At 29.0% G+C, this 24,237-nt stretch carries 22 protein-coding genes and 1 pseudogene; 22 read left to right on the top strand and 1 reads right to left on the bottom strand.

Features of this window, described 5'->3' with window-relative positions:
* Positions 1–12: 12 nt before the first annotated feature.
* The 7 genes and pseudogenes from recQ (at position 13) to I2E98_RS07405 (ending at position 7,635) form a co-directional block, all read left to right on the top strand.
* Positions 13–1,767: a DNA helicase RecQ gene (recQ, locus tag I2E98_RS07435; RefSeq protein ID WP_195468320.1), complete on the top strand. Its 1,755-nt coding sequence runs from the start codon at positions 13–15 to the stop codon at positions 1,765–1,767.
* 243 nt (positions 1,768–2,010) lie between these two features.
* A complete protein-coding gene (locus I2E98_RS07430; protein ID WP_195468319.1) occupies positions 2,011–3,933 on the top strand; it encodes a PrkA family serine protein kinase in 1,923 nt (640 codons plus the stop codon).
* Between the two features lie 5 nt (positions 3,934–3,938).
* Positions 3,939–5,114: a sporulation protein YhbH gene (gene yhbH / locus I2E98_RS07425; RefSeq protein WP_195468318.1), complete on the top strand. Its 1,176-nt coding sequence runs from the start codon at positions 3,939–3,941 to the stop codon at positions 5,112–5,114.
* Positions 5,114–6,484: a SpoVR family protein gene (locus I2E98_RS07420; RefSeq protein WP_195468317.1), complete on the top strand. Its 1,371-nt coding sequence runs from the start codon at positions 5,114–5,116 to the stop codon at positions 6,482–6,484. Before yhbH ends, I2E98_RS07420 begins: the two co-directional genes overlap by 1 nt.
* 119 nt (positions 6,485–6,603) lie before the next feature.
* Positions 6,604–6,726: pseudogene (locus I2E98_RS07415) on the top strand (rubrerythrin family protein); the annotation flags it as partial.
* Positions 6,727–6,779: 53 nt separating this feature from the next.
* Positions 6,780–7,211, top strand: a complete 432-nt coding sequence (locus I2E98_RS07410) for a hypothetical protein (protein ID WP_195468316.1) — start codon at positions 6,780–6,782, stop codon at positions 7,209–7,211.
* A 25-nt stretch (positions 7,212–7,236) separates the two neighbouring features.
* Positions 7,237–7,635, top strand: a complete 399-nt coding sequence (locus I2E98_RS07405) for a hypothetical protein (protein WP_195468315.1) — start codon at positions 7,237–7,239, stop codon at positions 7,633–7,635.
* A 54-nt stretch (positions 7,636–7,689) separates the two neighbouring features.
* Here I2E98_RS07405 and pssA read toward each other — a convergent pair whose 3' ends face one another.
* Positions 7,690–8,211 (bottom strand): CDP-diacylglycerol--serine O-phosphatidyltransferase, encoded by a 522-nt coding sequence (gene pssA / locus I2E98_RS07400; RefSeq protein WP_195468314.1) that lies wholly within the window; start codon positions 8,209–8,211, stop codon positions 7,690–7,692.
* Positions 8,212–8,435: 224 nt separating this feature from the next.
* On the opposite strand from pssA, the gene I2E98_RS07395 reads away from it, so the two are divergent.
* From I2E98_RS07395 to gap, 15 genes are all read left to right on the top strand, one after another.
* Positions 8,436–9,317 (top strand): YegS/Rv2252/BmrU family lipid kinase, encoded by an 882-nt coding sequence (locus I2E98_RS07395; RefSeq protein ID WP_195468313.1) that lies wholly within the window; start codon positions 8,436–8,438, stop codon positions 9,315–9,317.
* Between the two features lie 213 nt (positions 9,318–9,530).
* Positions 9,531–10,040: a hypothetical protein gene (locus I2E98_RS07390; protein ID WP_243251016.1), complete on the top strand. Its 510-nt coding sequence runs from the start codon at positions 9,531–9,533 to the stop codon at positions 10,038–10,040.
* Between the two features lie 267 nt (positions 10,041–10,307).
* Complete coding sequence (locus tag I2E98_RS07385; RefSeq protein WP_195468311.1) at positions 10,308–11,558, top strand: CBS domain-containing protein; 1,251 nt, start codon at positions 10,308–10,310, stop codon at positions 11,556–11,558.
* A 487-nt stretch (positions 11,559–12,045) separates the two neighbouring features.
* On the top strand, positions 12,046–12,954 hold the full coding sequence (gene cysK / locus I2E98_RS07380; RefSeq protein ID WP_195468310.1) for a cysteine synthase A: 909 nt from the start codon (positions 12,046–12,048) through the stop codon (positions 12,952–12,954).
* A 154-nt stretch (positions 12,955–13,108) separates the two neighbouring features.
* The gene (gene epsC / locus I2E98_RS07375; RefSeq protein WP_195468309.1) at positions 13,109–13,702 is read left to right on the top strand and encodes a serine O-acetyltransferase EpsC; all 594 of its coding nucleotides are present in this window, start codon (positions 13,109–13,111) and stop codon (positions 13,700–13,702) included.
* Positions 13,703–13,705: 3 nt separating this feature from the next.
* Positions 13,706–14,680, top strand: coding sequence for a tRNA epoxyqueuosine(34) reductase QueG (gene queG, locus I2E98_RS07370; protein WP_195468308.1), 975 nt, complete (start codon positions 13,706–13,708; stop codon positions 14,678–14,680).
* A gap of 70 nt (positions 14,681–14,750) precedes the next feature.
* A complete protein-coding gene (locus I2E98_RS07365; protein WP_195468307.1) occupies positions 14,751–15,455 on the top strand; it encodes a lysophospholipid acyltransferase family protein in 705 nt (234 codons plus the stop codon).
* Positions 15,456–15,562: 107 nt separating this feature from the next.
* Complete coding sequence (nth, locus tag I2E98_RS07360) at positions 15,563–16,204, top strand: endonuclease III (RefSeq protein ID WP_195468306.1); 642 nt, start codon at positions 15,563–15,565, stop codon at positions 16,202–16,204.
* 79 nt (positions 16,205–16,283) lie between these two features.
* A complete protein-coding gene (locus I2E98_RS07355; RefSeq protein WP_195468305.1) occupies positions 16,284–17,195 on the top strand; it encodes a D-alanine--D-alanine ligase in 912 nt (303 codons plus the stop codon).
* A gap of 203 nt (positions 17,196–17,398) precedes the next feature.
* Positions 17,399–18,340 (top strand): glycoside hydrolase family 25 protein, encoded by a 942-nt coding sequence (locus I2E98_RS07350; protein WP_195468304.1) that lies wholly within the window; start codon positions 17,399–17,401, stop codon positions 18,338–18,340.
* Between the two features lie 207 nt (positions 18,341–18,547).
* Positions 18,548–20,023 (top strand): VanW family protein, encoded by a 1,476-nt coding sequence (locus tag I2E98_RS07345; RefSeq protein WP_347708020.1) that lies wholly within the window; start codon positions 18,548–18,550, stop codon positions 20,021–20,023.
* A 282-nt stretch (positions 20,024–20,305) separates the two neighbouring features.
* Positions 20,306–20,767 (top strand): tRNA (cytidine(34)-2'-O)-methyltransferase, encoded by a 462-nt coding sequence (locus I2E98_RS07340; RefSeq protein WP_195468303.1) that lies wholly within the window; start codon positions 20,306–20,308, stop codon positions 20,765–20,767.
* Positions 20,768–20,785: 18 nt separating this feature from the next.
* Positions 20,786–21,622, top strand: coding sequence for a DegV family protein (locus I2E98_RS07335; RefSeq protein ID WP_195468302.1), 837 nt, complete (start codon positions 20,786–20,788; stop codon positions 21,620–21,622).
* 367 nt (positions 21,623–21,989) lie between these two features.
* Positions 21,990–23,024, top strand: coding sequence for a sugar-binding domain-containing protein (locus I2E98_RS07330; RefSeq protein ID WP_195468301.1), 1,035 nt, complete (start codon positions 21,990–21,992; stop codon positions 23,022–23,024).
* A gap of 78 nt (positions 23,025–23,102) precedes the next feature.
* Positions 23,103–24,116: a type I glyceraldehyde-3-phosphate dehydrogenase gene (gene gap, locus I2E98_RS07325; protein WP_195468300.1), complete on the top strand. Its 1,014-nt coding sequence runs from the start codon at positions 23,103–23,105 to the stop codon at positions 24,114–24,116.
* The last annotated feature ends 121 nt before the right edge of the window (positions 24,117–24,237 follow it).

The raw sequence follows: 24,237 nt of genomic DNA, 5'->3' as shown, positions 1-24,237 counted from the left end.
TGGTGAGCTATTATGAATAATGTGTTTGAAGTACTTCATAAGTATTATGGATATAATTCCTTTAGAAAAGGGCAGTATGAAATTATAAATAATATATTAAGTAGAAGAGATACATTTTGTATTTTACCAACAGGTGGGGGAAAATCAATTTGTTATCAGATTCCAGCTCTTTTATTTAAGGGAGTTACTATAGTTATTTCACCATTGATTGCTTTAATGAAGGATCAGGTAGATAATTTAAAATCAAATGGAATAAATGCCGAATATATAAATAGCACTCAAAGTTTAGAGAGTATAGATAGCATTATGGAGAGGTGTAGAAAAGGTGAAATAAAATTACTTTATATTTCTCCTGAAAGGTTAGAAAATGAATTTTTCAAAAGAAAGCTTAGAAGACTTAATATAAGTCAATTAGCAATAGATGAAGCTCATTGTGTATCAATGTGGGGACATGATTTTAGAAGAAGTTATGGATTAATTAATGATTTTATAAACTCTTTAAGTATTAGACCAGTAGTAACTGCATTTACTGCTACAGCAACAGAAATTGTAAGAAAGGATGTAGTTAAGCTTTTAGGATTGAGGAGGCCTTACATATACATAGGTAGTTTTGATAGGGATAACTTATCTATAAGGGTACATATTGAAGAAGATAAGTTAGAGTTAGTAAAAGATATAATTAAGGATAAGGAAAATGAAGCTGGTATAATTTATTGTGCTACGAGGAAGGAAGTAGATGGATTATATTTTTATCTTAAGGATTTAGGATATGATGTATTAAAATATCATGGTGGATTAAAGGATGAAGAAAAAGAGTATTATCAAGATGAATTTTTAAATGAAAACTGCAATGTTATGATTGCAACTAATGCTTTTGGAATGGGAATAGATAAGTCCAATGTGAGATATATAGTTCACTTTACAATGCCTAAAAATATAGAAAGTTACTATCAGGAGATTGGAAGGGCTGGTAGAGATGGAGCTATATCTGAGTGCCATATTTTATTTAATAGAAGTGATATTAGAACATTAGAATATTTAATATATACAACTGTTCAGATAGATAGAAAAGAATTAGAAATAAAGAAGCTTCAAAGCATGATAGACTTTTGTGAGAGTAAAGAATGCTTAAGGGCCTTTATTTTAAAATACTTTGGACAAGAGAATATTAGGGAGTATTGCAATAATTGTAGTAATTGCCTAAATAGTGATGAACTTAGAGATTATACTATAGAAGCTCAAAAGATATTATCTTGTGTATATAGAACTAGAGAACGTTATGGAGTTGCAGTTCTTATTGATGTACTTAGAGGAATGGTTGGTCCTAAGATAATTAATGATAAATTAAATGAATTAACTACATATGGAATAATGAGAGAGTATAGTAGTAAGTTTATACGAGATTTAATAAAAGCATTAATTGATTTTGGGTACGTTAATTTAAAAGAAGGTACTTACTCAATGCTACAATTAAATGAAAAATCCTACAGTATTTTAAAGTCGAAGCAAAGAGTAATGTTAAAGTTAAGTTATCAAAATGAGGAAAAAGTTATTAATAGTGATTTATTTAATAAGCTAAGAATTTGGAGAAGAGATACTGCAATTAAAGAAGGGGTAAAGCCATATATAATTTTTTCGGATGCAACATTAATTGAATTATGTAATAAATTACCTAAAACTGAGCAAGAACTTTTACAAATTAGAGGTATGGGAGAAAAGAAATTTAAAAAATACGGAGAAGAGCTTTTAAAAAGATTAAAAAGTTAAAATTTAATAAAGTAAATATAAATTCCTTATGAGTAAAATTATAGTTAATATAATTTTCTTATAGGGAATTTTTATTATTAATAAGGTATATTAGGCTGTAAATATAATAAATAAAAAAAATATGGTTAATTAATAATAATTGGTAAATTCAAACATATAAAATATAGAGAAGTGTAAATAAAAAAATAGGAATATAACTATTTAATACAATAATATATTAAATTAAAGGGGAGGGATGAGTTTATGAACTTTAAGGAATTTATAACTACAGATAGAGAAAGTAGAAATAAAGAAAAATTTGAGGGTACATTTTTAGATTACTTAGAAATAGTAAAGCAAAACCCAGATATAGCAAAACTTGCACATAAGAGGTTATATGACTTTATTATGAGTAAGGGGGTAGAAGTTTTAAAAGGTGATGAACACCCAAGAATAAGAAAAATATATGGTAATGAAACAATTAGGGAATATGGATATTTTAAAGATGATTTCTTTGGAATTGATAAAGTCTTAATGAAGCTTGTTAATTATTTACACTCTGCATCTATGAAGGGTGAGGAATCTAGGCAAGTTTTATACTTAGTAGGGCCTGTTGGAGCTGGTAAATCATCATTAGTTGAATCATTAAAGAGTGCATTAGTTCAATGTGAACCAATATATACAATAAAAGGTTGTCCAATGCATGAAGAACCTTTGCATCTAGTTCCAAACCACTTAAGACCTAAATTTAATGAAATGTTAGGTGTTCAAATAGAAGGAGATTTATGTCCAGTATGCAAGTATAGATTACTTCATGAATTTAATGGAGAATATGAAAACTTCCCAGTTGAAAGAAAAGGGTTCTCTATAAGATCAAGAAAGGGAATAGGTGTTGTTCCACCTGTTGACCCTAATAACCAAGATACTTCAATATTAACAGGTTCTATTGATATCTCTAAGATGGATATGTATCCAGAAGATGACCCAAGAATATTCTCATTAAATGGTGCATTTAATGTAGGTAATAGAGGGTTAGTAGAGTTTATAGAAGTATTTAAAAATGATGTTGAATATTTACACACAATCATAACTGCAACTCAAGAAAAATCTATACCATCACCAGGTAAAGGTTCAATGATTTACTTTGATGGATTAATAATAGCTCACTCTAATGAGGCTGAATGGAATAAGTTTAAATCAGATCATACTAATGAAGCTATTCTAGACAGAATTGTAAAAATTGAAGTTCCTTATTGTTTAGAGCTTGAAGAAGAAATTAAAATTTATGAAAAAATATTAAAGAAGAGTAATTTTAAAGCTCATATAGCACCTCATACAATTGAAGTTGCAGCTATGTTTGCTATACTTTCAAGATTAACACCATCTGCAAAGGTTGATCCTATGACTAAGCTTAAGATTTATAATGGTGAGGATTTAGTTGAAAAGGGAACAACCAAGAAGATTGATATTACAGAGCTTAGAGAAGAAGCAGGACCTTATGAAGGAATGAAAGGTATTAGTACAAGATTTATTATAAAATCAATTGATAATGCACTTTCAAATTCTGAATATGACTGTATAAATCCTTTAAGCATAATGGAAAGTATAATTAAGTCTATTAAAGATATGGATATAGCTGCTGATGATAAGAAAAAGTATTTAGCATTTATCCAAGATACTATCCGTAAAGAATATAATAAAACTTTAGAGAAAGAAATAACAAAAGCATTTATCCATTCATTTAGAGAACAAGCAGAAAGTCTTTTCAATAATTATATAGATAATGCTGAGGCTTTTGTTAATAAAACTAGAATTAAGGATGCCCAAACTGGTGAAGAATTAAAACCAGATGAAGAGTTTATGAGGAGTATAGAAGAGCAAATAGGCATTTCAGAAGCCTCAAGTAAAGGGTTTAGAGCAGATGTAACATCTTATATGTTCTATCTAGTTAGAAATGGATCAAAGATAGATTATAAGTCTTATGAACCATTAAAAGAGGCTATAGAAAAGAAGCTTATAGCATCTGTAAGAGATTTATCTAGAATTATTACTAAATCAAGAGTGAGAGATAAAGAGCAAACAGAAAAATATAATGCCATGGTTGATGAAATGCAAAGAAACGGATATTGTCCACACTGCTGTGATGTAATTCTTAAATATGCCGCTAACAACTTGTGGAAGGATTGATAAGGATGGCTATATTTAGAGACAATACTATAAATCCTGTTGAGCATGATAGAAGTATTGAAGATAGAAGAAGACATAGGCAGTTGGTGGAAAAATCTATTAAGGAAAACTTAGGAGATATACTATCAGAAGAAAGTATAGTAGGAGAAACTAAAAATAAGAAGTTTAAAATTCCTATTAGGGGAATAAAGGAATATCAATTTGTATATGGTAGCAACAATAAAGGTGTTGCTACCGGTACAGGTGAAGAAAAACGTGGTGATAAAATAGGGTCAGCTGAGTCTAGTGGCAAAAAAGGAAATAAAGGAGCAGGTAACTCCGAAGGTGATGATATATATGAAACAGAAATAACTTTAGAAGAGTTAATGGATTATATTGTTGAAGATTTGGATTTGCCTAATTTAGATAAAAAGAAATATTCAGAAGTTATTACTGAAAGTGCTAGTAGAAAAAGAGGATATCAAAGGCATGGAATTAATCCAAGACTAGCAAAGAAAAAAACAGTTATGGCTAAGACAGCTAGAAAGCAAGGGAAGAAACGTGCTCTTAAAGAAGCTGGATTAGATACTGAACTAGAGAGATTTCCTTTTAGAGAAGATGATATCAGATATTATAGAGTTAAAACTAAGCCTAAAAAGGAAAGTAATGCTGTAATGATTTTCATAATGGATGTATCTGGATCTATGGATAGCACTAAAAAGTATTTAGCAAGATCATTTTTCTTTGTATTATCAACTTTTATAAAAAGAAAATATAACAATATTGCATTTGAGTTTATTTCTCATACAACAGTTGCAAAACAAGTTAATGAATATGAATTTTTCCATAAAGCAGAATCAGGAGGAACATACATTTCTAGTGGTTTAAATTTAGCATTAAAGCTTATTGAAGAAAAATATTCGCCTGATGTTTGGAATATATATCCGGTATATGCTAGTGATGGTGATAACTGGTCTGAGGATAATGAAAGAGCCATTGAATCTGTAAAGAAGCTTTGTGAAATAAGTAATATGTTTGGCTATGCTGAACTTTTACCATCAACTTATTCAACAACAATGTACTATAGATTTAATAAGGAAATTTCAGATAAGAAATTTGTCTCTGTTATTGTTAAAGAGAAAAAGAATTTATGGGATGCTCTTAAGTTGATGTTAAGCAAGGAGCTGAAGGAGGATGAATAATGGAGTACACATTAAAAGAATTAGAAGAGTGGAATGTAAGGATTGAGAAAAAAGCAACTGAATTTGGACTTGATTACTATCCTCAAGAGTTTGAAATAGTTGGGTTTAATGAAATGTTAGCTTATGAAGCTTATGTTGGTATGCCATCTAAATATCCTCATTGGAGTTATGGTAAGGCATATGAAAAAAATAAAACATTATATTCATTAAATTTAACTGGTTTACCTTATGAAATGGTTATAAATTCAAATCCATCTCTTGCATATTTAATGAAGGAAAATACATTGCTTTTACAAATCCTAACTATGGCTCATGTTTATGGTCATAATGATTTCTTTAAAAATAATAGGCTATTTAGAGAAGGAACTAAGGCTTATTACACTTTAGAGATGTTTAAGTTAGATGCTGATATAATTAGAAGTTATATAAATGATCCTAGTATAGGATATAGTAGGGTTGAAAAGATTTTGGATGCGGCGCATGCACTTAGATATCAAATACCAAGGGTAGTTGGTGTGAAAGAATTAAGTGATGAAGAAATCAAAGCTAACTTAATAGAAGAATATAATATGAAAATTCAAGGTAGAGATATATTAAATAGTGATGAAGAAATTGAATTGCCAGATTTAAGTAAGACACCTATAGAACCTTGTGATGATATTATAGGGTTCATAATGAAATATGGTTCTTTAGAAGAATGGGAAAAATCAATTCTTAAAATAGTTAAAAGAGAAACTCAATATTTTATACCACAAATTGAAACTAAGATAATGAATGAAGGATGGGCAAGTTATTGTCATTATAATATCTTAAAAAGCTTAGATTTACCAGATGGATTATATTTAGAGTTTATAAAGCGTCATAATGATGTTATAGCACCAATATTAGGTGGCCTAAATCCTTATTATGTTGGTTTTAAAGTGTTTGAAGATATTGAAAGAAGATATGGAAGAGATAAATTATTTGAAGTTAGATATATAGAAAGAGACAATTCATTTTTACGTAAGTATTTAACTCAAGATTTGTGTAAGGATTTAGGATTATTCCAGTATGCAAAGAAGAGTTTTGAGTTTGTAGTAGACGAGGTTTCTGATGAAGAAGGATGGAAGAGTATAAGAGATACTATGTCAGATTCCTGTGGAGTTGGATCTATTCCTTATATACGAATTGTTGATTTGAATAAACGTGATGGTACTTTAACATTAGAGCATGTTTTTGATGGTAGAGAATTAGAATTGCTTTATGCAAAAGAAACAATAAAGTATTTATTTGATCTTTGGGGTCATAAAGTTGTATTGAACACACGTACTAAGGAAGGTAGAAGTATAGAAATAGTCTGCGATAATGATAGAAGAGTAACTGTAAATTAATATTAAAGATAAAATGATGAATTAAAAATGAGAAGTAACATGTTTACTATCATTTATGATTCATCATTTTTATATGTTTTGAATAATTTAATATTAGGAGTATTTTAGAGGGGATAAAAATGGATTTAAAGGGAAGTAAAACAGAGAAAAATCTGTATAGAACCTTTGCTGGAGAAAGTAGAGCAAGAACTAAATATAGTTTATATGGGGAAAAGCAAAGGTTGAAGGGGTGGATATCCAAAGGCTTATTTTAAGCCATATTGTGAAATTAAAAATGTATAAGGAGTTATAAATAATGTTTATATCAATACCAAAAGAATTTTTTGTTCCTGTCATTTTTGGAGAGGGATTTACATTAAATGAAGAAAATAATAATTTAGAGTTAGATTTAAGTATGTATAGAGAAAGTACTGGTAAAAAAACTACCAGTAATTTAGAAATGAATAAAGAGTATTTAGAGCAGAGTAAGACTGCAAAAGAAAAACAAGATATTGTTAATATAGAAGTAAATATGGATGAAAAACAATGTGGAAATAAAGCTAAAGTAGAAGGAAGTACTGCTAAGACTGAAAAAGAAAATGGAATAACAATGTACATGTCTTTGAAGGAAAAAGAAGACTATGAAAAATTCTGTTGTGATGAAGGAAAGGTATTTGAAGAATTAGATGATGAATTTATAGAAAATATTAATATTAACCTTAAAGGCTGCAATAAAAGTGACAGTTAAACAATTATAATTTGGAGGTATTTAAATGAAATATCAACAATTAATGAAAGAATATTATGTTGATATTAATAATTTAAATCAATTATTAAAAACAATGGTAGACTCTTATAGGTTATTAATAGGAGGGGCAGCGGAATTAAATAATATATATGAGGCGAAAAGTAGTTACGTTAAAGAAGCTGTCCATAGAGCAAATGAATTAGGTGATATAATAGATAATGTAATTGATTTATTGGATGAATGTGGACAAACCTATTTTAAATACTGTGCTCTAGTTGGAGATTATATTTTAAAGAAAAGTGATGATAAGATAATTTTAACTGAAGTAGATAATGAATTGTTTTTCCAAGATTCTTCTACTAGAGAAGAATTTGAAAGGTTAAAAGCTTATAAAAAAGAACATGAAGAAAAGTTAAATAATTAAAAAGAAGCTATATCAAAGTGTAAATTATTTAAATATCTTTGATATAGCTTTTTTTTAGAATTTTTTTAATTTAAATGAACTCACCATTAAATAAGAACCTAATAATAATAATAATAATGGAATAATTGCGGAAATGGCTTTATTAATGGTAAATAAGCAAAATAACGCTAAAAAGCTACCTGTAACAGTAATAGGAACACCTGTAAAAACTCCATTAAATTCACTTGCATTATATCTAGCTAATCTAAAAGCGCCGCATATTGGAAATAATAAAAGTGGAATTATTCCTAATATACCTGAAGGGCCTAGTGTATAAAAATCAAATGATAGAAATACTAATATAGATGGTGCAACACCGAAGGAAACTAAATCCGCCAATGAGTCTAGTTCTTTCCCTAAATCGCTTGTAACTTGTAAATAGCGAGCTATTCTACCATCATATCGATCAACTAATGCAGCAAGTAATATAAAAATACATGCCAGTGAATAGTTGCTATTAAAGGTAGAAAGCAATGATAATATTCCAAATGATAAATTAATAAAAGTAAAGATGTTAGGAATACTGCTTTTTCTCATATAATCACTCCTAATTCTATCTTACATAAATATAATTATAACATAAATTTTAAAAAAAAATTAATATTATCCAAAAGTCAATATTTAAAATTTTGTTAAGCATGAAAACACAAAGGTTTAAAGGGGTATATACCTAGTATATATCGTGAGTTTTAAATATATTCGAGATATAGCGTAATAAAATATATGTGGTATAATTTTATATAGATAATAGGAGGGATACGATGAAAAAGGTAAAGTTAATTTATAATCCATATTCAGGAGAAAATATTATTTTATCCAAATTAGATGAAATAATTAATATACATCAACAAGCGGGACTTACTATAGTGCCATATAGAATAAGAAAAGATTGTGGGATAGAAAGTGCGTTTCATGATATTAAACCAGGAGAATATGAATATGTATTAGTTGCTGGTGGTGATGGAACTGTTGATTCGGTGGTAAATGCTATGGCTAAACAAGGGATTTCACTGCCTATAGGTATTTTGCCAGTAGGTACAGCAAATGATTTTTCTAAATTTTTAGGAATACCATTTGATATAGAAGAAGCTTGTAAGCAAATAATTGGGTCCACAGCAACTACAGTAGATTTAGGAAGTATTAATGATAAATACTTTGTAAATGTTGCTAGCACAGGACTTTTTACAGATGTGTCTCAAAAAACTGATGTGAACTTAAAAAACACAATTGGAAAGCTAGCATATTATTTAAAAGGATTAGAAGAATTACCTAGTTTTAGGCCTTTAAAAGTAAAAATATCATCAGAACAAGTAAATTTTGATGGTACTATGTATCTTATGTTAATTTTTAATGGTAAAACTGCAGGAAATTTTAATTTAGCTACTAGAGCTGATGCTACAGATGGAATGTTAGATGTAATAGTTTTTAAGGCTGTTCAAATATATGAATTAATTCCTCTATTTATAAAGGTACTTAAAGGAGAGCATCTAGATTCTGATAAGGTTATATATTTTAAAACTGATAGATTGCATATAGAGTGTAGTGAAGATATAGTTACAGATATAGATGGAGAAAAGGGTCCAGATTTCCCATTAGATATAAAATGTATAAAAGGTGGATTGAAAATTTTAGGTGTTAAATAGAAAAAAGAGAATAAATAAATTAGCAATCTAATAATTATAAATAATAGTACTTTTGTAAAGGAGATAAAAAAAGTGGTTGCCTTTATTTATTTATGTATATTGTTATTTATAATTATTTTTTCTTTATACCTAATTTATTTAAGTTATAATAAATGTCCAATAAAAATAAGAAAATTTTATTTAGTAAGCTTATCAATTATAGTAGTGAGATACTTGTCATTACTTTCTTTATGGTTAATACAGAGGCAGAGAATAATTTACTTTATTAAAGTATTAACTCAATTAAGTTTTATTGCTATTCCACTTTTAATATTGGCAGCTATTTATATATTTTTAAGAGATGAAAATAGAAGCTTTGATTATAATTATACTTTTATGATTATATTATTTTTAGGGTACTGTGTAATAAATATATTTTATAAGATAGATATAAGGGTAGATACTGTATTTGGATTTATAGTAAGTTACAGGGATATTTTAGTTCCAAATTTGATTTATCTAATAATAATTTCTTCATTTGTAGTTATTACCTTGTTATTTGTTGATAAACCATATAGTAACACAAGTGGAATGAGATTACTTTTACTATCGTTAATAATTACTGTTATAGAGTTCATAATATTCTTAGGGGGAGTTAGAATTTTCCCTTATCCATTAATTGGGGAAGTATGTATTATAGGATGTTCTTATAAGGCAATATCCACATTTAAAATTAAAAAATAAGAATTAAATAATAAATATTGTTTTTATAGTATTGCCTTTTATCGGGTTGTTAATATAATATTAATATATGATGCCCAATAAAGGGCATTTTTATTGCAACTTTAAAGTAAAATTTGTAATGAATAATCTTTGAAAAATAATGGTGGTGAGATTAAATGGAGGGTGTCCCTCAGAGTATTAATTTAAGAAAATTGAATATAAGAAGTAATAGAGGGGAAACTCAGATTTAAGTGAAACATCTCCTCTATTAATTGAGGAGGAATTTTTATGCAAAGATTATCTGTTTTTTTATTTACGAGCATATTAGGAAGAAAGATATATGATGAATTTGACGATGTGCTTGGTGAATTAAAAGATATATATGTAACTACTGAGCAAGGATATCCAAGAGTTATTGGATATAAAGTTAAACGTGATGGAGTAACATTCCATTATGAGTTTAGAAGCATATTATTCTATAATGTTGATAATAAGGTTAAAATAATGACTCGTGGAAGTAAGGAAATACTTCCAAGAACTTATTCTTATTTATTATCAAGAAATTTATTGGATAAAAAGATTGTAGATATTAATGGAAAGCAAGTTGTTAGAGTTGATGATTTAAGAATTGCAGAAATTGCTGGTGAATATAGGGTAATTGCAGTTGAAACAGGTCCTCTTGCTAAATTTAGAAGAATGAATTGTCAAGGTTTAGGAAAGTTTTTCTATAAAGTGTTGAACAAGGATTTTGAAGATAAGGTTATTATGTGGGATGACGTTGAATCCTTAGAAATGGTTAATAAAAATCTTCAAATAGCAGTTCCCTATAAAAAACTATCAACATTACATCCAGCAGATTTAGCAGATATATTAGAAAATCTTGATGCAAGTTCAAGAAAACAAGTTTTTGAATCATTGGATGAAGATTTAGCAGCAGATACTTTAGAAGAAATAGAACCAGAATATAAAAGTAGTATCATAAAGGGTTTAAGTGAAGCAAAAGCTGTAGAAGTATTAGAAAATATGCCTAATGATGAAATTGCAGATATATTAGATGAACTAGATGATGATGAAAGAGAAAAGATACTTGTTAACTTAGAAACTGAAGATGCTAAAGAAGTAAAAGAGCTTCTTAAATATGGAGATGAAACAATTGGAAGCATAATGAGTAAGGATTTTATTTCATTTAATTTAGATATTACTGTTGGAGAAATAATAGATATTTTAAGAGAAAGTAATCCTGAAGATGAGGAGTTAAATTCAATATTTATAAAGGATGAAGAAGAAAAAGTAATTGGGGTAATAGAATTAAAAGATTTAATTCTAAATGATAGTAAAGTTAAAGTCAAAGAAATAATGGATGAAAATATAAATATACTTAAGCATAATGAGGATATAGACGAAGCGGTTGAAATAGCGGCTAAATATGATCTATTAGCTATACCAGTAGTTGATAATAATGATGTTTTAATAGGAGTTGTAAATACTCACGATTTAATTGATGAAGTTTTATATCCAATTTGGAAAAAGAAAAAATAAGCAAAATTTTCCAAATTGGTTGTTGACTTTTTGCTTAAGAAGCATATAATTATAGTATAAAGTTTAGTTAAATACTGGAAAATAAAACTATGAAAAAGGAAAGTAGTATAAAGGAAGGTTACAGAGAGAAAAGAGTGCTGAGAACTTTTCACTGGTAATTTATCTGATGTCTAGCTACTGTAAAACTTCAAATGAAGTTAACATTAGCACGAGCCTAGATAAGTTCCTCTAAGCTTCTATTGAAGCTAAGATTCACTTTATATGAAGTGCCCTTTGGAGTTTATGCCTGAAATAATAGTAGGGTTTTACGGTAGCACCCGTTATAGTGGTCAGGTATTGTGTTGTACCGTAGAATGAGTGAAATCATTATTATTATGATGGTTTAATTAGAGTGGAACCGCGAATATACTTCGTCTCTAGCATAGAGACGAAGTTTTTTTATATAAAAATTTAAATAGTTAATAAAAATATTTTTGGAGGTATATATATGATTTATAATGGAGCAATTGAGTTAATAGGAAGAACACCAATATTAAGAGTAACAAATATGATAGATGAAAATAGTGCAGATCTATATGTGAAGTTAGAGAAGTTTAATCCTGGTGGAAGCGTAAAGGATAGAGCTGCACTTGGAATGATTGAAAAGGCAGAAGAGGCAGGATTGCTTAAGAAAGGATCAGTAATTGTTGAACCTACAAGTGGAAATACAGGAATTGCATTAGCGATGATAGGAAGAATTAAAGGATATAAGGTAATAATAGTTATGCCTGAAACTATGAGTAAGGAAAGAAGAGATTTAATTAAGGCTTATGGAGCAGAGTTAGTATTAACAGAAGGAAGTAAGGGGATGAAGGGAGCTATAGAAAAAGCTACTCAAATGGTAAATGAGCATGGATATTTTATGCCTCAACAATTTGAAAATATAGCTAATCCAGAAAAGCATTATGAGACAACTGCACAAGAAATATATGAAGATATAAATGATTTAGATGCCTTTGTAGCTGGAGTTGGGACAGGGGGAACTATAACAGGGATAGGCAAGAGTTTAAAAGAAAAAATAGATGGTATAGAGATTGTGGCAGTTGAACCAAGCAATTCACAAGTTATTGCAGGAAAGAACCCAGGACCACATAAAATTCAAGGTATTGGGGCTGGATTTGTGCCAAAAAACTACAAACAAGAATATGTTGATAAGGTGGTAGCTGTTAGTGATGAAAATGCAATTAAAACTGCAGTAGATTTTACTAAAAATGAAGGAATATTAGTTGGTATATCATCAGGAGCAGCCATTTATGCGGCTATAGAGATAGCAAAGAAGCTTGGAAAAGGAAAAAAAGTATTAGCAATAGCTCCAGACGGTGGAGAAAAATACATCTCAATGGGAATATACGAATAATATTGTTCATCACGTGGAGCCGAAAAATTAATTTCTAAAACTTAATTATAATTATATAAATTCTAGGTAAAAATTTCATGGTTACTGGAAAATAAATATTTCATTTTTTCGCTTCCACGTAACCAATAATTTAGTTAAAGGAGGAAGAGTAGATTTGTTTAGGAATTTAAGATATGATTTAAATAGAGTTATGAAGAATGATCCTGCTGCTAGAAGTAAGATTGAAGTATTTTTACTTTATCCTACAATTCATGCTTTGATTGCATATAGAATAGCTCATTTTCTTTATACTAAGAAGTTATTCTTTTTAGCTAGGCTTATATCACAAATATCTAGATTTTTTACAGGGATAGAGATACATCCAGGGGCTAAGATTGGAAAAGGATTGGTTATAGATCATGGAATGGGTGTAGTAATTGGTGAAACAGCAGAAATTGGAGATAATGTACTTTTATATCATGGAGTAACATTAGGTGGAACAGGGAAAGATAAAGGAAAGAGACATCCGACCTTAGGTGATAATGTTATAATAGGAGCTGGGGCTAAGGTGCTTGGACCTATATATATTGGAAGTAATTCTAAAATTGGTGCAAATTCTGTAGTTTTAAGAGATGTTCCAGAAGGAGCTACAGCAGTTGGAATTCCAGCTAAAAATATAATTAAGGTCAAGGAAGAAATGTCAGCAATAATAGGAATAGAAGATTATAGGGGTAATAATAAAGAAATTTATAATGATATGGTGATTTAATTTATGTTTAAGGAAGAGATAAAGGAGTACTGTAATTCATTAAATCTAGATACTGTTGGATTTATTAAGTGTAGAAGATTTGATGAATTAATAGAATTTTATAAGGATAGAAAAGAAATGGCTTTAGAAAACGAGTTTGAAGAAGCTGATATAGAAAAAAGAATAAATCCAATGTGGTATATGGAAAGGGGAAAAACTATTATTTCAATAGCTTTCCCCTATCTTTGGGTTGAAAATAATATAGAAAATGGATTTTCAAAATATACTAAAGGATTAGACTATCATAGAGTTGTAAAAAAATATTTAGATAAGATTTGTGATTTCATTAAATCTAAGGGTGGTGAAGCTATTTCTTTTGTAGACAGTAATACATTACCAGAAAGATATATTGCTTACTTAGCCAATGTTGGATTTATTGGGAGAAATAATATGATTATAACTGAAAAATATGGTTCTTATGTTTTTTTAGGTGAAATAATTACTAATTTAGAATTAGCTAATGAAGAAATACGAAAATTTGAACAGATAAAAGAATATAGAGAGTGTGGGAAATGTACTAAATGTTATAAAGGATGTCCAACAAAATCTATTAATATAAGTAAAATTAATCCTAATATATGTTCTTCATATATTACACAAAAGAAAGATTTAACAGATATTGAAATAAAGCTTTTAAAGGGAAAGATATTTGGATGTGATATATGTCAAAATGTATGTCCATATAATAATAAAATAGATTTTTCAAAGATTGAAGAGTTTAAGCCTTTAGAATTTATGGGTAGTTTACAAAGTGATATTTATGCTGATATGAACAACAAGTTTTTTAAAGAGAATATTTCAAGGACGTCTTGTGGTTGGAGAGGAAAAAATGTTATTAAGAGAAATGCTATAATAAAGTTATATAATGAAGGTGAAAATATAGAAAGATATAAAGGAGATTCACCTTATATAAATGAATACATAGAAAGATTAAAATAAGTCAATTGTTTTGAGAAAATATAAAAAATATAATGTCTATATACATAGTTAGTTTAAGGGGGGATTGAATATGATGTCTAAAAGCACTGCAAGGCTTATAGAGCTTTTGCCAGAAAAATTAGTTATAAAAATAGCAAGAAATAAGATAAATGGGTATTTAAAAAAATATGCAAAAATTAATGTAAGTGGATATGAAAATATAAAAAAAGCAGATGGACCTAAAATATTTATTAGTAATCACTTAAGTAATTCAGATGGATTTATTATAGAAAAAGTATTAAAGGATGAATATGATCCTACCTTTGTTGCTGGAGTTAAACTTTCAAATGACCCAGTTACTAATTTAGGAACTAAAGTAGTTAAAAATATTTCTATTAAACCTAATAGTGCTGATAAAGATGCTATTATGTCTATGATAAAAGTACTAAAGGATGGAGAAAATCTTGTTCTTTTTCCTGAAGGGACAAGAAGTAGAAGCGGAAGTATGATAGAGGGTAAAAAGGGAGTATTATTAGTTGCTAGAATGAGTAAAGCAAAGATAGTACCGATTTCATTATATGGAACTGAAAAACTATTACCTATTAATAAAAATGGTGATATGGCTGGTGAAGAGTGGAATGAAGCAGAGGTAAATGTAAAGATAGGAGAGTATATAGAACTTCCTAAAAAATATAAAGATGAATCTAAGCATGAATATGATGATAGATGCCTAACTTACATAATGAAATCAATAGCTAATGGGTTGCCAGAAGAATATAGAGGCGTTTATAAATAGTTAAGGAATTAAGAGATTGGGAGCTTATATTAATTAAAAAGTTTAAATATTAGGGGATTAGGATATTAGTGGAGTGACGATCTTAAAAAATTTAGGAGGAAAGTTAAATGAAACAAAGGACTAAGATAATATTAGAGGAGTTAAAAAGATTATATCCAGATGCTAAATGTGAATTAAATCATGAAACTCCTTTTCAATTATTAGTTGCAACTATTTTATCTGCACAAACTACAGATAAAAAGGTTAATGAAGTAACTGAGAGTTTATTTAGAGATTATCCAGATGTTGATGCATTTCTAACATTATCTATAGATGAGCTTGAAGAAAGAATAAAACAAATAGGATTATATAGAAGTAAAGCTAAGAATATATTAATTATGTGTAATCAATTAAAGAGTAAATTCAATGGAGAAGTTCCTAAAACTATGGAAGAGATAACAAGTTTAGCAGGTGCAGGAAGAAAAACTGCAAATGTAGTATTATCAAATGCATTTGGAGTTCCATCTATTGCAGTTGATACACATGTTTTTAGAGTTTCTAATAGACTTGGATTAGCAGATTCAGATAATGTTTTAGAAGTTGAAAAGCAACTTCAAGCAGAATTGCCTAAAAAAGAGTGGAGTTTGACACACCATTTATTAATATTTCATGGCAGAAGATGTTGTATAGCAAGAAATCCTAAGTGTAATGAATGTCCACTTACTAATAGATGTAAATATTTTAAGGAGCAAAAGGCTAAAAAGAAATAAAAGTTTTAAATTATGATATAATTAATATAAAAATATGTAGTAATATCTACATAATTACTAGAGTTTTAGGAGGATGTATATGAAAGTTGGAGTAATAATGGGGGGAATTTCTTCAGAAAGAGAAATTTCGCTTAAAAGTGGTAATTCAATAGTTGAAAAAATAGATAAAAATAAATATGAAGTAGTACCAGTAGTTATTGATAATAAAGAAGATATAATAAATAAGGTTAAAGATATAGATTTTGCTTTATTAGCTCTTCATGGAAAATTTGGTGAGGATGGAACTGTTCAATCAGTACTTCAAACTCTAGATATACCTTATTCTGGATGTGGGCCTATAAGTTCAGGGGTATGTATGGATAAAGACTTTACAAAAAGAATATTAAAAGCAAATGATGTTAGAACTGCAAGATGGATTAACGTTTCATCTGTAGAGGAAATAGATTATGATAAAATAGATGAAATGGGATATCCTGTTTTCGTTAAGCCAACAAACGGAGGTTCGAGTGTTGCCACATTTAAGATAAAGAATAAAGAAGATATTCAAGCAGCAGTTGAAGAAGGATTAAAATGGGATACAGAAGTAATGATTGAGGAGTTCGTTGAAGGTGATGAAATAACTTGCCCAGTATTTGATGGTAAAATGTGGCCTGTTATAGCTATTAAGCCAAAATCTGATTTCTTTGATTATACTCAAAAGTATGCTGCTGATGGGGCTGATGAAATAGTTATTGAATTAGAAGAGGAACTTCATAAAGAAGTTGAAAAAATGGCTTTAGAAACTTATAAGGCTTTAAAGTGTCAAGTATATGCTAGAGTTGATATGATTATTGATAAAAATGGAGTTCCATATATATTAGAAGTAAATACATTACCAGGAATGACTCCAGCAAGTCTTTTCCCTAAGAGTGCGGCAGCAATAGAAATTAGCTATGCTGGCCTTTTAGATAAGATAATAGAAACATCTTTAAAAGTTAAAAGAAGTATTTAATATATGTATTTTAAAACTCAGCGTAAGCTGAGTTTTTTATATAGTTAAAATTATTTTGTTTTAAATGAAACTTTTTAGGTATGTAAATTGTCTAATATTTATAAAGTAATTTAAAATATTGCTTTTCAATATTTTTTGATGTAACCATAACAAAATTTTTAAATATTATACGTAGTAAGGAGAATTTTTTATTGGAGGGCTTTATGCAAAATAGAAGTGATAAAAGTCTTTTTGGTATAGATATTAACGAGTATACACAAGATGTAGACTTTACATTTCTTGCAACTACTATAGACTTTTTATACCTAAGATCTTCAGGATCAGCTACAGGTAGATTTAGGGTAGATAAAAAATTTTTAGAGTTTGCTAAAAAAGCAAGGGATTTAAAGATACCTGTTGGTGCATATCATTTTGGAGTTCCAAGTGCAGATTTAACTACTGCAGATTCACAATGTGATGATTTTATTAATATACTTCAAGAAGGGTTTGGAGAAAAAGATTATGGAGATTTATTTCCAGTTCTAGATGTTGAAACACCTACAGATAATTCAATTTCTACTTCTACTTTAATTAATTGGATAGAAAGATTTAGAAAGAGATTTGAGAAAAAAACAAGAAGAAGATTAATGCTTTATACTGGTGTATTCTTTGTTGAGATGTACAATAATTTCTTTATTCCTGATCAAGGTTATCCTTTAAAGAATATGATTTTGTGGATTGCTCATTATACTGCAATTGCAGGAAATGCACCTATTCCGCCAGATGTAGGTGGATGGACTAGCTGGAGAATATGGCAATATAGTGAAAGTGCACTTGTAGGTGGTGTTGGAAATCCAGTTGATGCAAATTGGGGACCAGATAGTATAGACTTGTTAACTCAACCTAGAAATGTAACAGGACTTACAGTTAATAGAAAAGGAAATGTTTTAAATGTTAGTTGGAAGAAAAATACCGATACAGATTTATTAGGATATAATATTTTTGCCAATAATTACTGGATAGGAACAGTAGATGCTGATGATACTAATTTTTCAATAAATATAAATCAATTGCCGTTTACTGTTAATGGACCTATAAAGATAAGTATAGAAGCCTTTGATAGAGATGGTGAAACATCTAAGAATAGAAGTAGTTTTACAATATAAAATAAGATAGTAACTTTAGAATAGCTTTGTATAATAAAGATAGAATTAAGTAGACATGGATATATAAAGCTATTCTTAAAGCTATTAATTTAAACTTGATGAAATTGTAATAATTTTATTAATTGTATTAAATAGAATAATAGAATATAATTAGAACATAATGCAATTATAGCAATTATAGATAAATTTTTTGGGAGGAGTGGAACTGTGAGTAACGAACAAGCAAATGATAGTAAGGTTAAAAAAGCTATGTCTAAAAGTAAGAAATTAATAATTATAATATCAACTATTATAGTATTAATTGCAGGGATAATTTTTGGATATTTCATGAATGTAAAAAATGAAGTTGATTCATGGGCAGATAAAATATATCCTGGGGTACAAGCTTATGGTATAGACCTAGGTGGTAGGACTAAGGAAGAAGCAATAAACATAATGAATGATCAGTTAATTTCTTTAATTGGAGATAAGGTTATCACTGTAACTATTGGTGATAAAACTTTTGAGCTTAAGTATTCTGATATTAGCCCATCAGTAAGTGCTGATGAAACAGTTGAAGAAGCATTGGATTATGGAAAAGATAAGAAAATGTTTGAAAAGAAAAAAATAATAGAAAATGGTGTTGATTATAAAGTTGATACTGTATTAAGCTATGATGAAGAAAAAGTTAAAGAATTTGTTAATAGCATAAATGATCAAGTTAAGGTTGATGCTGTAGATGCAAAAATATCAGTTAATGGTAGTAATGTTTCTATTACCCCAGAGGTTACAGGAAAGCATATAGATATAGATGACTTATGCAATAAGATAAAAGAGTGTATAGATCCAGATCCAGAAAAAATTGAGACTGTGACCGTAGATTTACAAAATTATTCACCAAGAATAACTTCAGCAGATTTAAATAAAATTACTGGAGTAATGTCATCTTATTCAAGTACTTTTGGAACTGCTGATACAGGAAGAGTTGAAAATCTAAGAATTGCAAGCGGGTATATTAATGGTACGCTATTAATGCCAGGAGATGAATTCAGCTATAATAATACAATAGGTCCAACAACTCCAGAAAGGGGATATAAAGAAGCAAATACATATGTTGGTTCTAAAATAGTACCAGGATATGGTGGAGGAGTATGTCAAGTTTCAAGTACTCTTTATAGAGCTGTTATACAAGCTAATATAAGATCTACTGAAAGACGTAATCACTCAATGACTGTTAGTTATGCAAAACCAGGATTAGATGCAACAGTTGCGGCTGGATACATAGATTATAAGTTTGTAAATACATATGATTTCCCAATATATATTCAAGGATATTTATCTGGCAATCAGGTGGTGTTTAATATTTGGGGAAATAAAGAAGCTATGGGTGGAAAAACTTATGAACTTGTTAATGAAATATTAGAAACTTATACTTATGGTACAGAAGAGGTACAAGATCCTACTTTACCTGAAGGAACAAGAGTTGTAACATCATCAGGTGCTAATGGATATAAAGCAAGTGGATATTTAATTACTTATGAAAATGGTGTTCAAGTAAATAAGGAACTGATATCAACTGATATATATTCCACTAGAAATCAAGTTGTTAGTGTTGGAACGAAGAAGATAGAAACACCTGCGGTTCCTTCTGAAAATGAAACAACCCCAGAAGAGAATGTAACAGAAGAAGCTCCAGCAGCTTAAAGAAAAAATAAATATTCTAATAATCACAATATATAATTCGTATTATTATGATTTTATATATTGTGATTATTTTTTATTTATAATTTTAAATAGTAAAAATGTTCACTAAAAGAAGAGGTGATTTAAGATGCTAGATTATAAAATATAATATAAAATTAAAAAATTTAACAAAATGTAAAATGCTTTGACTATTAAAAAACTATATAGTATCATTGAAGGTATATAAATAGTGTAAAGTAAGATGTTATAACATCTTGCTTTTTATTTTGGAGGGTGAATTCATTGAATTTAAATATAGTTTTATATCAACCAGAGATACCACAAAATACTGGAAATATAGCAAGGACTTGCGTTTTAACTGACTCAACTCTTCATTTAATAAAGCCTTTAGGATTTAGTATTGATGATAAAGCTGTTAGAAGATCAGGTTTAGATTATTGGAAGGACTTAAAATTAGAAGTTCATGAATCTTATGAAGATTTTATGGCTAAATACGGAGACAGAAGAATATTTTTATCTACAACACATGGTGGAAATATATACTCAGATGAAAAGTTTCAAGAGGGAGATTTCATAATGTTTGGAAGAGAATCATCAGGGGTGCCGGATGATGTACATAATGCACATAAAGGAATAAGAGTGCCAATGGTACAAACAAGTACAAGAAGTTTAAATTTATCAAATACAGTAGCTATTATAGCATATGAGGCATTAAGGCAGATAGACTTTCCAAATATGAAATAGAAAGCAGGGGGTACTTGTATGGAAAAAATTAAGATTATTACTGATAGTACTTTAGATTTACCGTCAGATATTATAAAAGAGAAAGATATTGAAGTTTTACCGCTATTAATCAACTTTGGAGAAGAAAGTTATTTAGACGGAGTAGAGATAAATACTAAAGAGATGTTAGATAGAATAGAAAGAGATAATATACTTCCAACTACAGCTCAAGTAACACCAAATAGATTTGAGGAAGTATTTAAAAAATATCTAGATGAAGGATATAAGATAGTAACTTTAGTATTATCATCAGAAATGAGTGGAACATACCAATCTGCATGTATAGCTAAAAATGTGTTAGATACTGATGATATAGTAGTTATTGATTCTAGAAATGTAACATCGGGGTTAGGGCTTTTAGTATTAAAAGTTTGTGAATTTAGAGATAATGGAGATAGTATATTTGAAATTGAAGAAAAGATTAAAAATATAATTCCTAAAGTAAAAAGTTCATTAAGTTTTGAATCTTTAGAAAATCTAGTAAGAGGTGGAAGACTTTCTAAGACAGCTGGTGCTATAGGAAGTGTTCTAGGTTTAAGGCTTATTTTAGAAGTTAAAGATGGGCAAATGGCAGTGAAAGATAAAGTAAGAGGAAGCAAAAAAGCTTTAAAGAAAGTAATTTCTGATTTTGAAAATGGAAATGTAGATACTAATTCTCCAATAGTATTATTAGAAATTTTAAATGAGGAAATTTATTCAGGATTAAAAAAATATTTTGAAGAGAATAATATAAGTTATATAGATGCTAAAGTTGGATGTACAGTGGGAATACATTCAGGAACTAGAGCATGTGGAATTTTCTTTATTGAAAAATAAAATTCTAAATAGCAAGCAGCAGTTTTTAGATTGTTGCTTGCTATTTTTTTACTTTAAATCATTAAATAGCCCTTATTGGAATAAAAAATGGAATTGTTTTTTGAATAGATATGCGAAAATAGTATAAAATATTAGAGAAAATTTAAAAAGAGATTTTTAATATAGGTTGTAAAGGGTAATGAAGCTATTCAAATATGCAAAAATGACTTAACTTTATTACGTATATAAATGAAAAAAATAGCAAAATAAAAAAATATTAAAAAAATTACTAGAAAGACTTTCAAAATTTAGATATCTGTTTTATAATAATAGATGTGGGACATAAAAGTCATTGCTGGGACGTTTTTAGTCCAAAGGAGGGTCTGTAGTGCAGGAAATATTAGATTTGCAAAGAAAGATAGTTCCTGAGCTGGTGGAAGTCCTAGAAAAACGATATAATGTTTTAAGGACAATTTTTTATAACCAACCTATTGGAAGAAGAATGCTCGCAAGCGAACTTAATCTTGGCGAAAGAGTAGTTAGAAATGAGATTGATTTATTAAAATCACAAAACTTAATAGAAATTAATACTCCAGGTATGACAGTTACCAAAGATGGACAACATGTCTTAGAAGGTTTAAAAGAGTTTATACATCAAATAAAGGGGTTAAATGATATTGAGGAAAGTATTAAATCATTCTTAGGATTAAAAGATGTTGTTATAGTTCCAGGTAATGTTGAAGAAAATCCAGCAACACTTAAGGAATTAGGAAAAGCAGCAGCTAATTATATGAAAAATATAATTAAAGATAATGATATAATCGCCATTACTGGAGGAAGCACAATAAAAGAAGTTGTTGAAGCATTTCCGAAAGTAAGTAATTTTTCCGATGTTCTTGTTATTCCAGCTAGAGGCGGAATGGGAAGAAAAGTTGAAAGTCAAGCTAATTATTTAGCAGCAGCATTAGCTAATAAAGTTAATGGTACTTATAAGCTTCTGCATATTCCGGAAAATGTTAGTATGGAAGTATTGGAAGGACTTCTTAAAGAAAAGCAAATAAAAGAAGTTATAGAAAATATTCATAATGCTGATATCTTAATTTATGGAATAGGAAATGCAATTCACATGGCTAAAAAGCGTGGATTATCAGAAGAATATATAAGTAATCTTGAAAAACTAGGAGCAGTAGGAGAAGCATTTGGGTGTTATTTTAATAAAGCATCTCAAGTAGTTTCAGAAAATACTCCAGTCGGAATTAATATTAACGATGCAAAAAAAATTAATACACATATTGCTGTAGCTGCAGGGGAAAATAAAGTAGAGGCTATAATTGCAACAGAAATGAATAATTCTAATGCTGTTTTAGTTACTGATGAATCTGCAGCAAGAAAGATTGCGGAGTTAATTAAAAGTTATAAGTAAAGCAAAGCTTTGCATTAATTAATTTGATTTAAAATTTAATTTTAAATATATAATATCTATTTTTAGGAGGTAATTGTAATGGTAAGAGTTGCAATAAACGGTTTTGGACGTATAGGACGTCTTGCATTTAGACAAATGTTTGGAGCAGAAGGGTATGAAATAGTTGCTATCAACGATTTAACAAGCCCATCAATGTTAGCTCATTTATTAAAATATGATTCAGCACAAGGAAGATACGCTTTATGTGATAAAGTTGTTGCTGGAGAAGATTCTATCACTGTTGATGGAAAAGAAATCAGAATTTATGCTGAAGCTGATGCTTCTAAATTACCATGGGGAGAAATCGGTGTTGACGTAGTTTTAGAATGTACTGGATTCTACGTATCAAAAGCTAAATCTCAAGCTCACATTGAAGCAGGTGCTAAGAAAGTTGTTATATCAGCTCCAGCTGGAAACGACCTTCCAACAGTTGTATTCAACGTAAACCAAGACATATTAACAGCTGAAGATAACATAATATCTGCTGCATCTTGTACTACAAACTGCTTAGCTCCAATGGCTAAAGCTTTAAATGACTTTGCACCAATCCAATCTGGTATAATGTCAACAATCCACGCTTACACTGGAGACCAAATGGTATTAGATGGACCACACAGAAAAGGTGACTTCAGAAGAGCTAGAGCTGCTGCAGCTAACATCGTTCCTAACTCAACAGGAGCTGCTAAAGCTATCGGATTAGTTATTCCAGAATTAAACGGAAAATTAATCGGTTCTGCACAAAGAGTACCAGTTCCAACTGGATCAACTACAATCTTAACTGCAGTAGTTAAGGGTGAAAATGTAACTAAAGAAGCTATAAACGCTGCTATGAAAGCTGCTTCTAACGAATCATTCGGATACACTGAAGAAGAATTAGTTTCTTCAGACATCGTAGGAATCACTTACGGTTCATTATTCGATGCAACTCAAACAATGGTATCTGAAATCGGAGAAGGATTATACCAAGTTCAAGTTGTTTCATGGTATGACAACGAAAACTCATACACTAGCCAAATGGTTAGAACTATTAAATACTTCGCTGAATTAGCTTAATTTTAATAGATAATTATATACGGATTTAGATGCTTATAAAAGCACTCTTATAAGATCCTAAAAAGGGTCCGGTCTCTAAGGCATACTTATAAGACCGGGCCTATTTTAAAATTATATGAAA

Source organism: Clostridium sp. D43t1_170807_H7 (genome assembly GCF_015555905.1).
Taxonomy (GTDB): domain Bacteria; phylum Bacillota; class Clostridia; order Clostridiales; family Clostridiaceae; genus Clostridium.
Note: the sequence above shows the minus strand (reverse complement) of the source record. Positions and strands in the feature narration are given on the sequence as shown.

What these genes read in the sequence shown, in the direction of transcription:
- gap (WP_195468300.1), top strand. Translation starts at nt 23,103, where the DNA reads ATGGTAAGAGTTGCAATAAACGGTTTTGGACGTATAGGACGTCTTGCA.
- I2E98_RS07420 (WP_195468317.1), top strand. Translation starts at nt 5,114, where the DNA reads ATGGAGTACACATTAAAAGAATTAGAAGAGTGGAATGTAAGGATTGAG.
- I2E98_RS07350 (WP_195468304.1), top strand. Translation starts at nt 17,399, where the DNA reads ATGCAAAATAGAAGTGATAAAAGTCTTTTTGGTATAGATATTAACGAG.
- I2E98_RS07410 (WP_195468316.1), top strand. Translation starts at nt 6,780, where the DNA reads ATGTTTATATCAATACCAAAAGAATTTTTTGTTCCTGTCATTTTTGGA.
- yhbH (WP_195468318.1), top strand. Translation starts at nt 3,939, where the DNA reads ATGGCTATATTTAGAGACAATACTATAAATCCTGTTGAGCATGATAGA.
- I2E98_RS07430 (WP_195468319.1), top strand. Translation starts at nt 2,011, where the DNA reads ATGAACTTTAAGGAATTTATAACTACAGATAGAGAAAGTAGAAATAAA.
- pssA (WP_195468314.1), bottom strand. Translation starts at nt 8,211, where the DNA reads ATGAGAAAAAGCAGTATTCCTAACATCTTTACTTTTATTAATTTATCA.
- recQ (WP_195468320.1), top strand. Translation starts at nt 13, where the DNA reads ATGAATAATGTGTTTGAAGTACTTCATAAGTATTATGGATATAATTCC.
- cysK (WP_195468310.1), top strand. Translation starts at nt 12,046, where the DNA reads ATGATTTATAATGGAGCAATTGAGTTAATAGGAAGAACACCAATATTA.
- I2E98_RS07405 (WP_195468315.1), top strand. Translation starts at nt 7,237, where the DNA reads ATGAAATATCAACAATTAATGAAAGAATATTATGTTGATATTAATAAT.
- I2E98_RS07395 (WP_195468313.1), top strand. Translation starts at nt 8,436, where the DNA reads ATGAAAAAGGTAAAGTTAATTTATAATCCATATTCAGGAGAAAATATT.
- I2E98_RS07335 (WP_195468302.1), top strand. Translation starts at nt 20,786, where the DNA reads ATGGAAAAAATTAAGATTATTACTGATAGTACTTTAGATTTACCGTCA.
- nth (WP_195468306.1), top strand. Translation starts at nt 15,563, where the DNA reads ATGAAACAAAGGACTAAGATAATATTAGAGGAGTTAAAAAGATTATAT.
- queG (WP_195468308.1), top strand. Translation starts at nt 13,706, where the DNA reads ATGTTTAAGGAAGAGATAAAGGAGTACTGTAATTCATTAAATCTAGAT.
- I2E98_RS07365 (WP_195468307.1), top strand. Translation starts at nt 14,751, where the DNA reads ATGATGTCTAAAAGCACTGCAAGGCTTATAGAGCTTTTGCCAGAAAAA.
- I2E98_RS07355 (WP_195468305.1), top strand. Translation starts at nt 16,284, where the DNA reads ATGAAAGTTGGAGTAATAATGGGGGGAATTTCTTCAGAAAGAGAAATT.
- I2E98_RS07385 (WP_195468311.1), top strand. Translation starts at nt 10,308, where the DNA reads ATGCAAAGATTATCTGTTTTTTTATTTACGAGCATATTAGGAAGAAAG.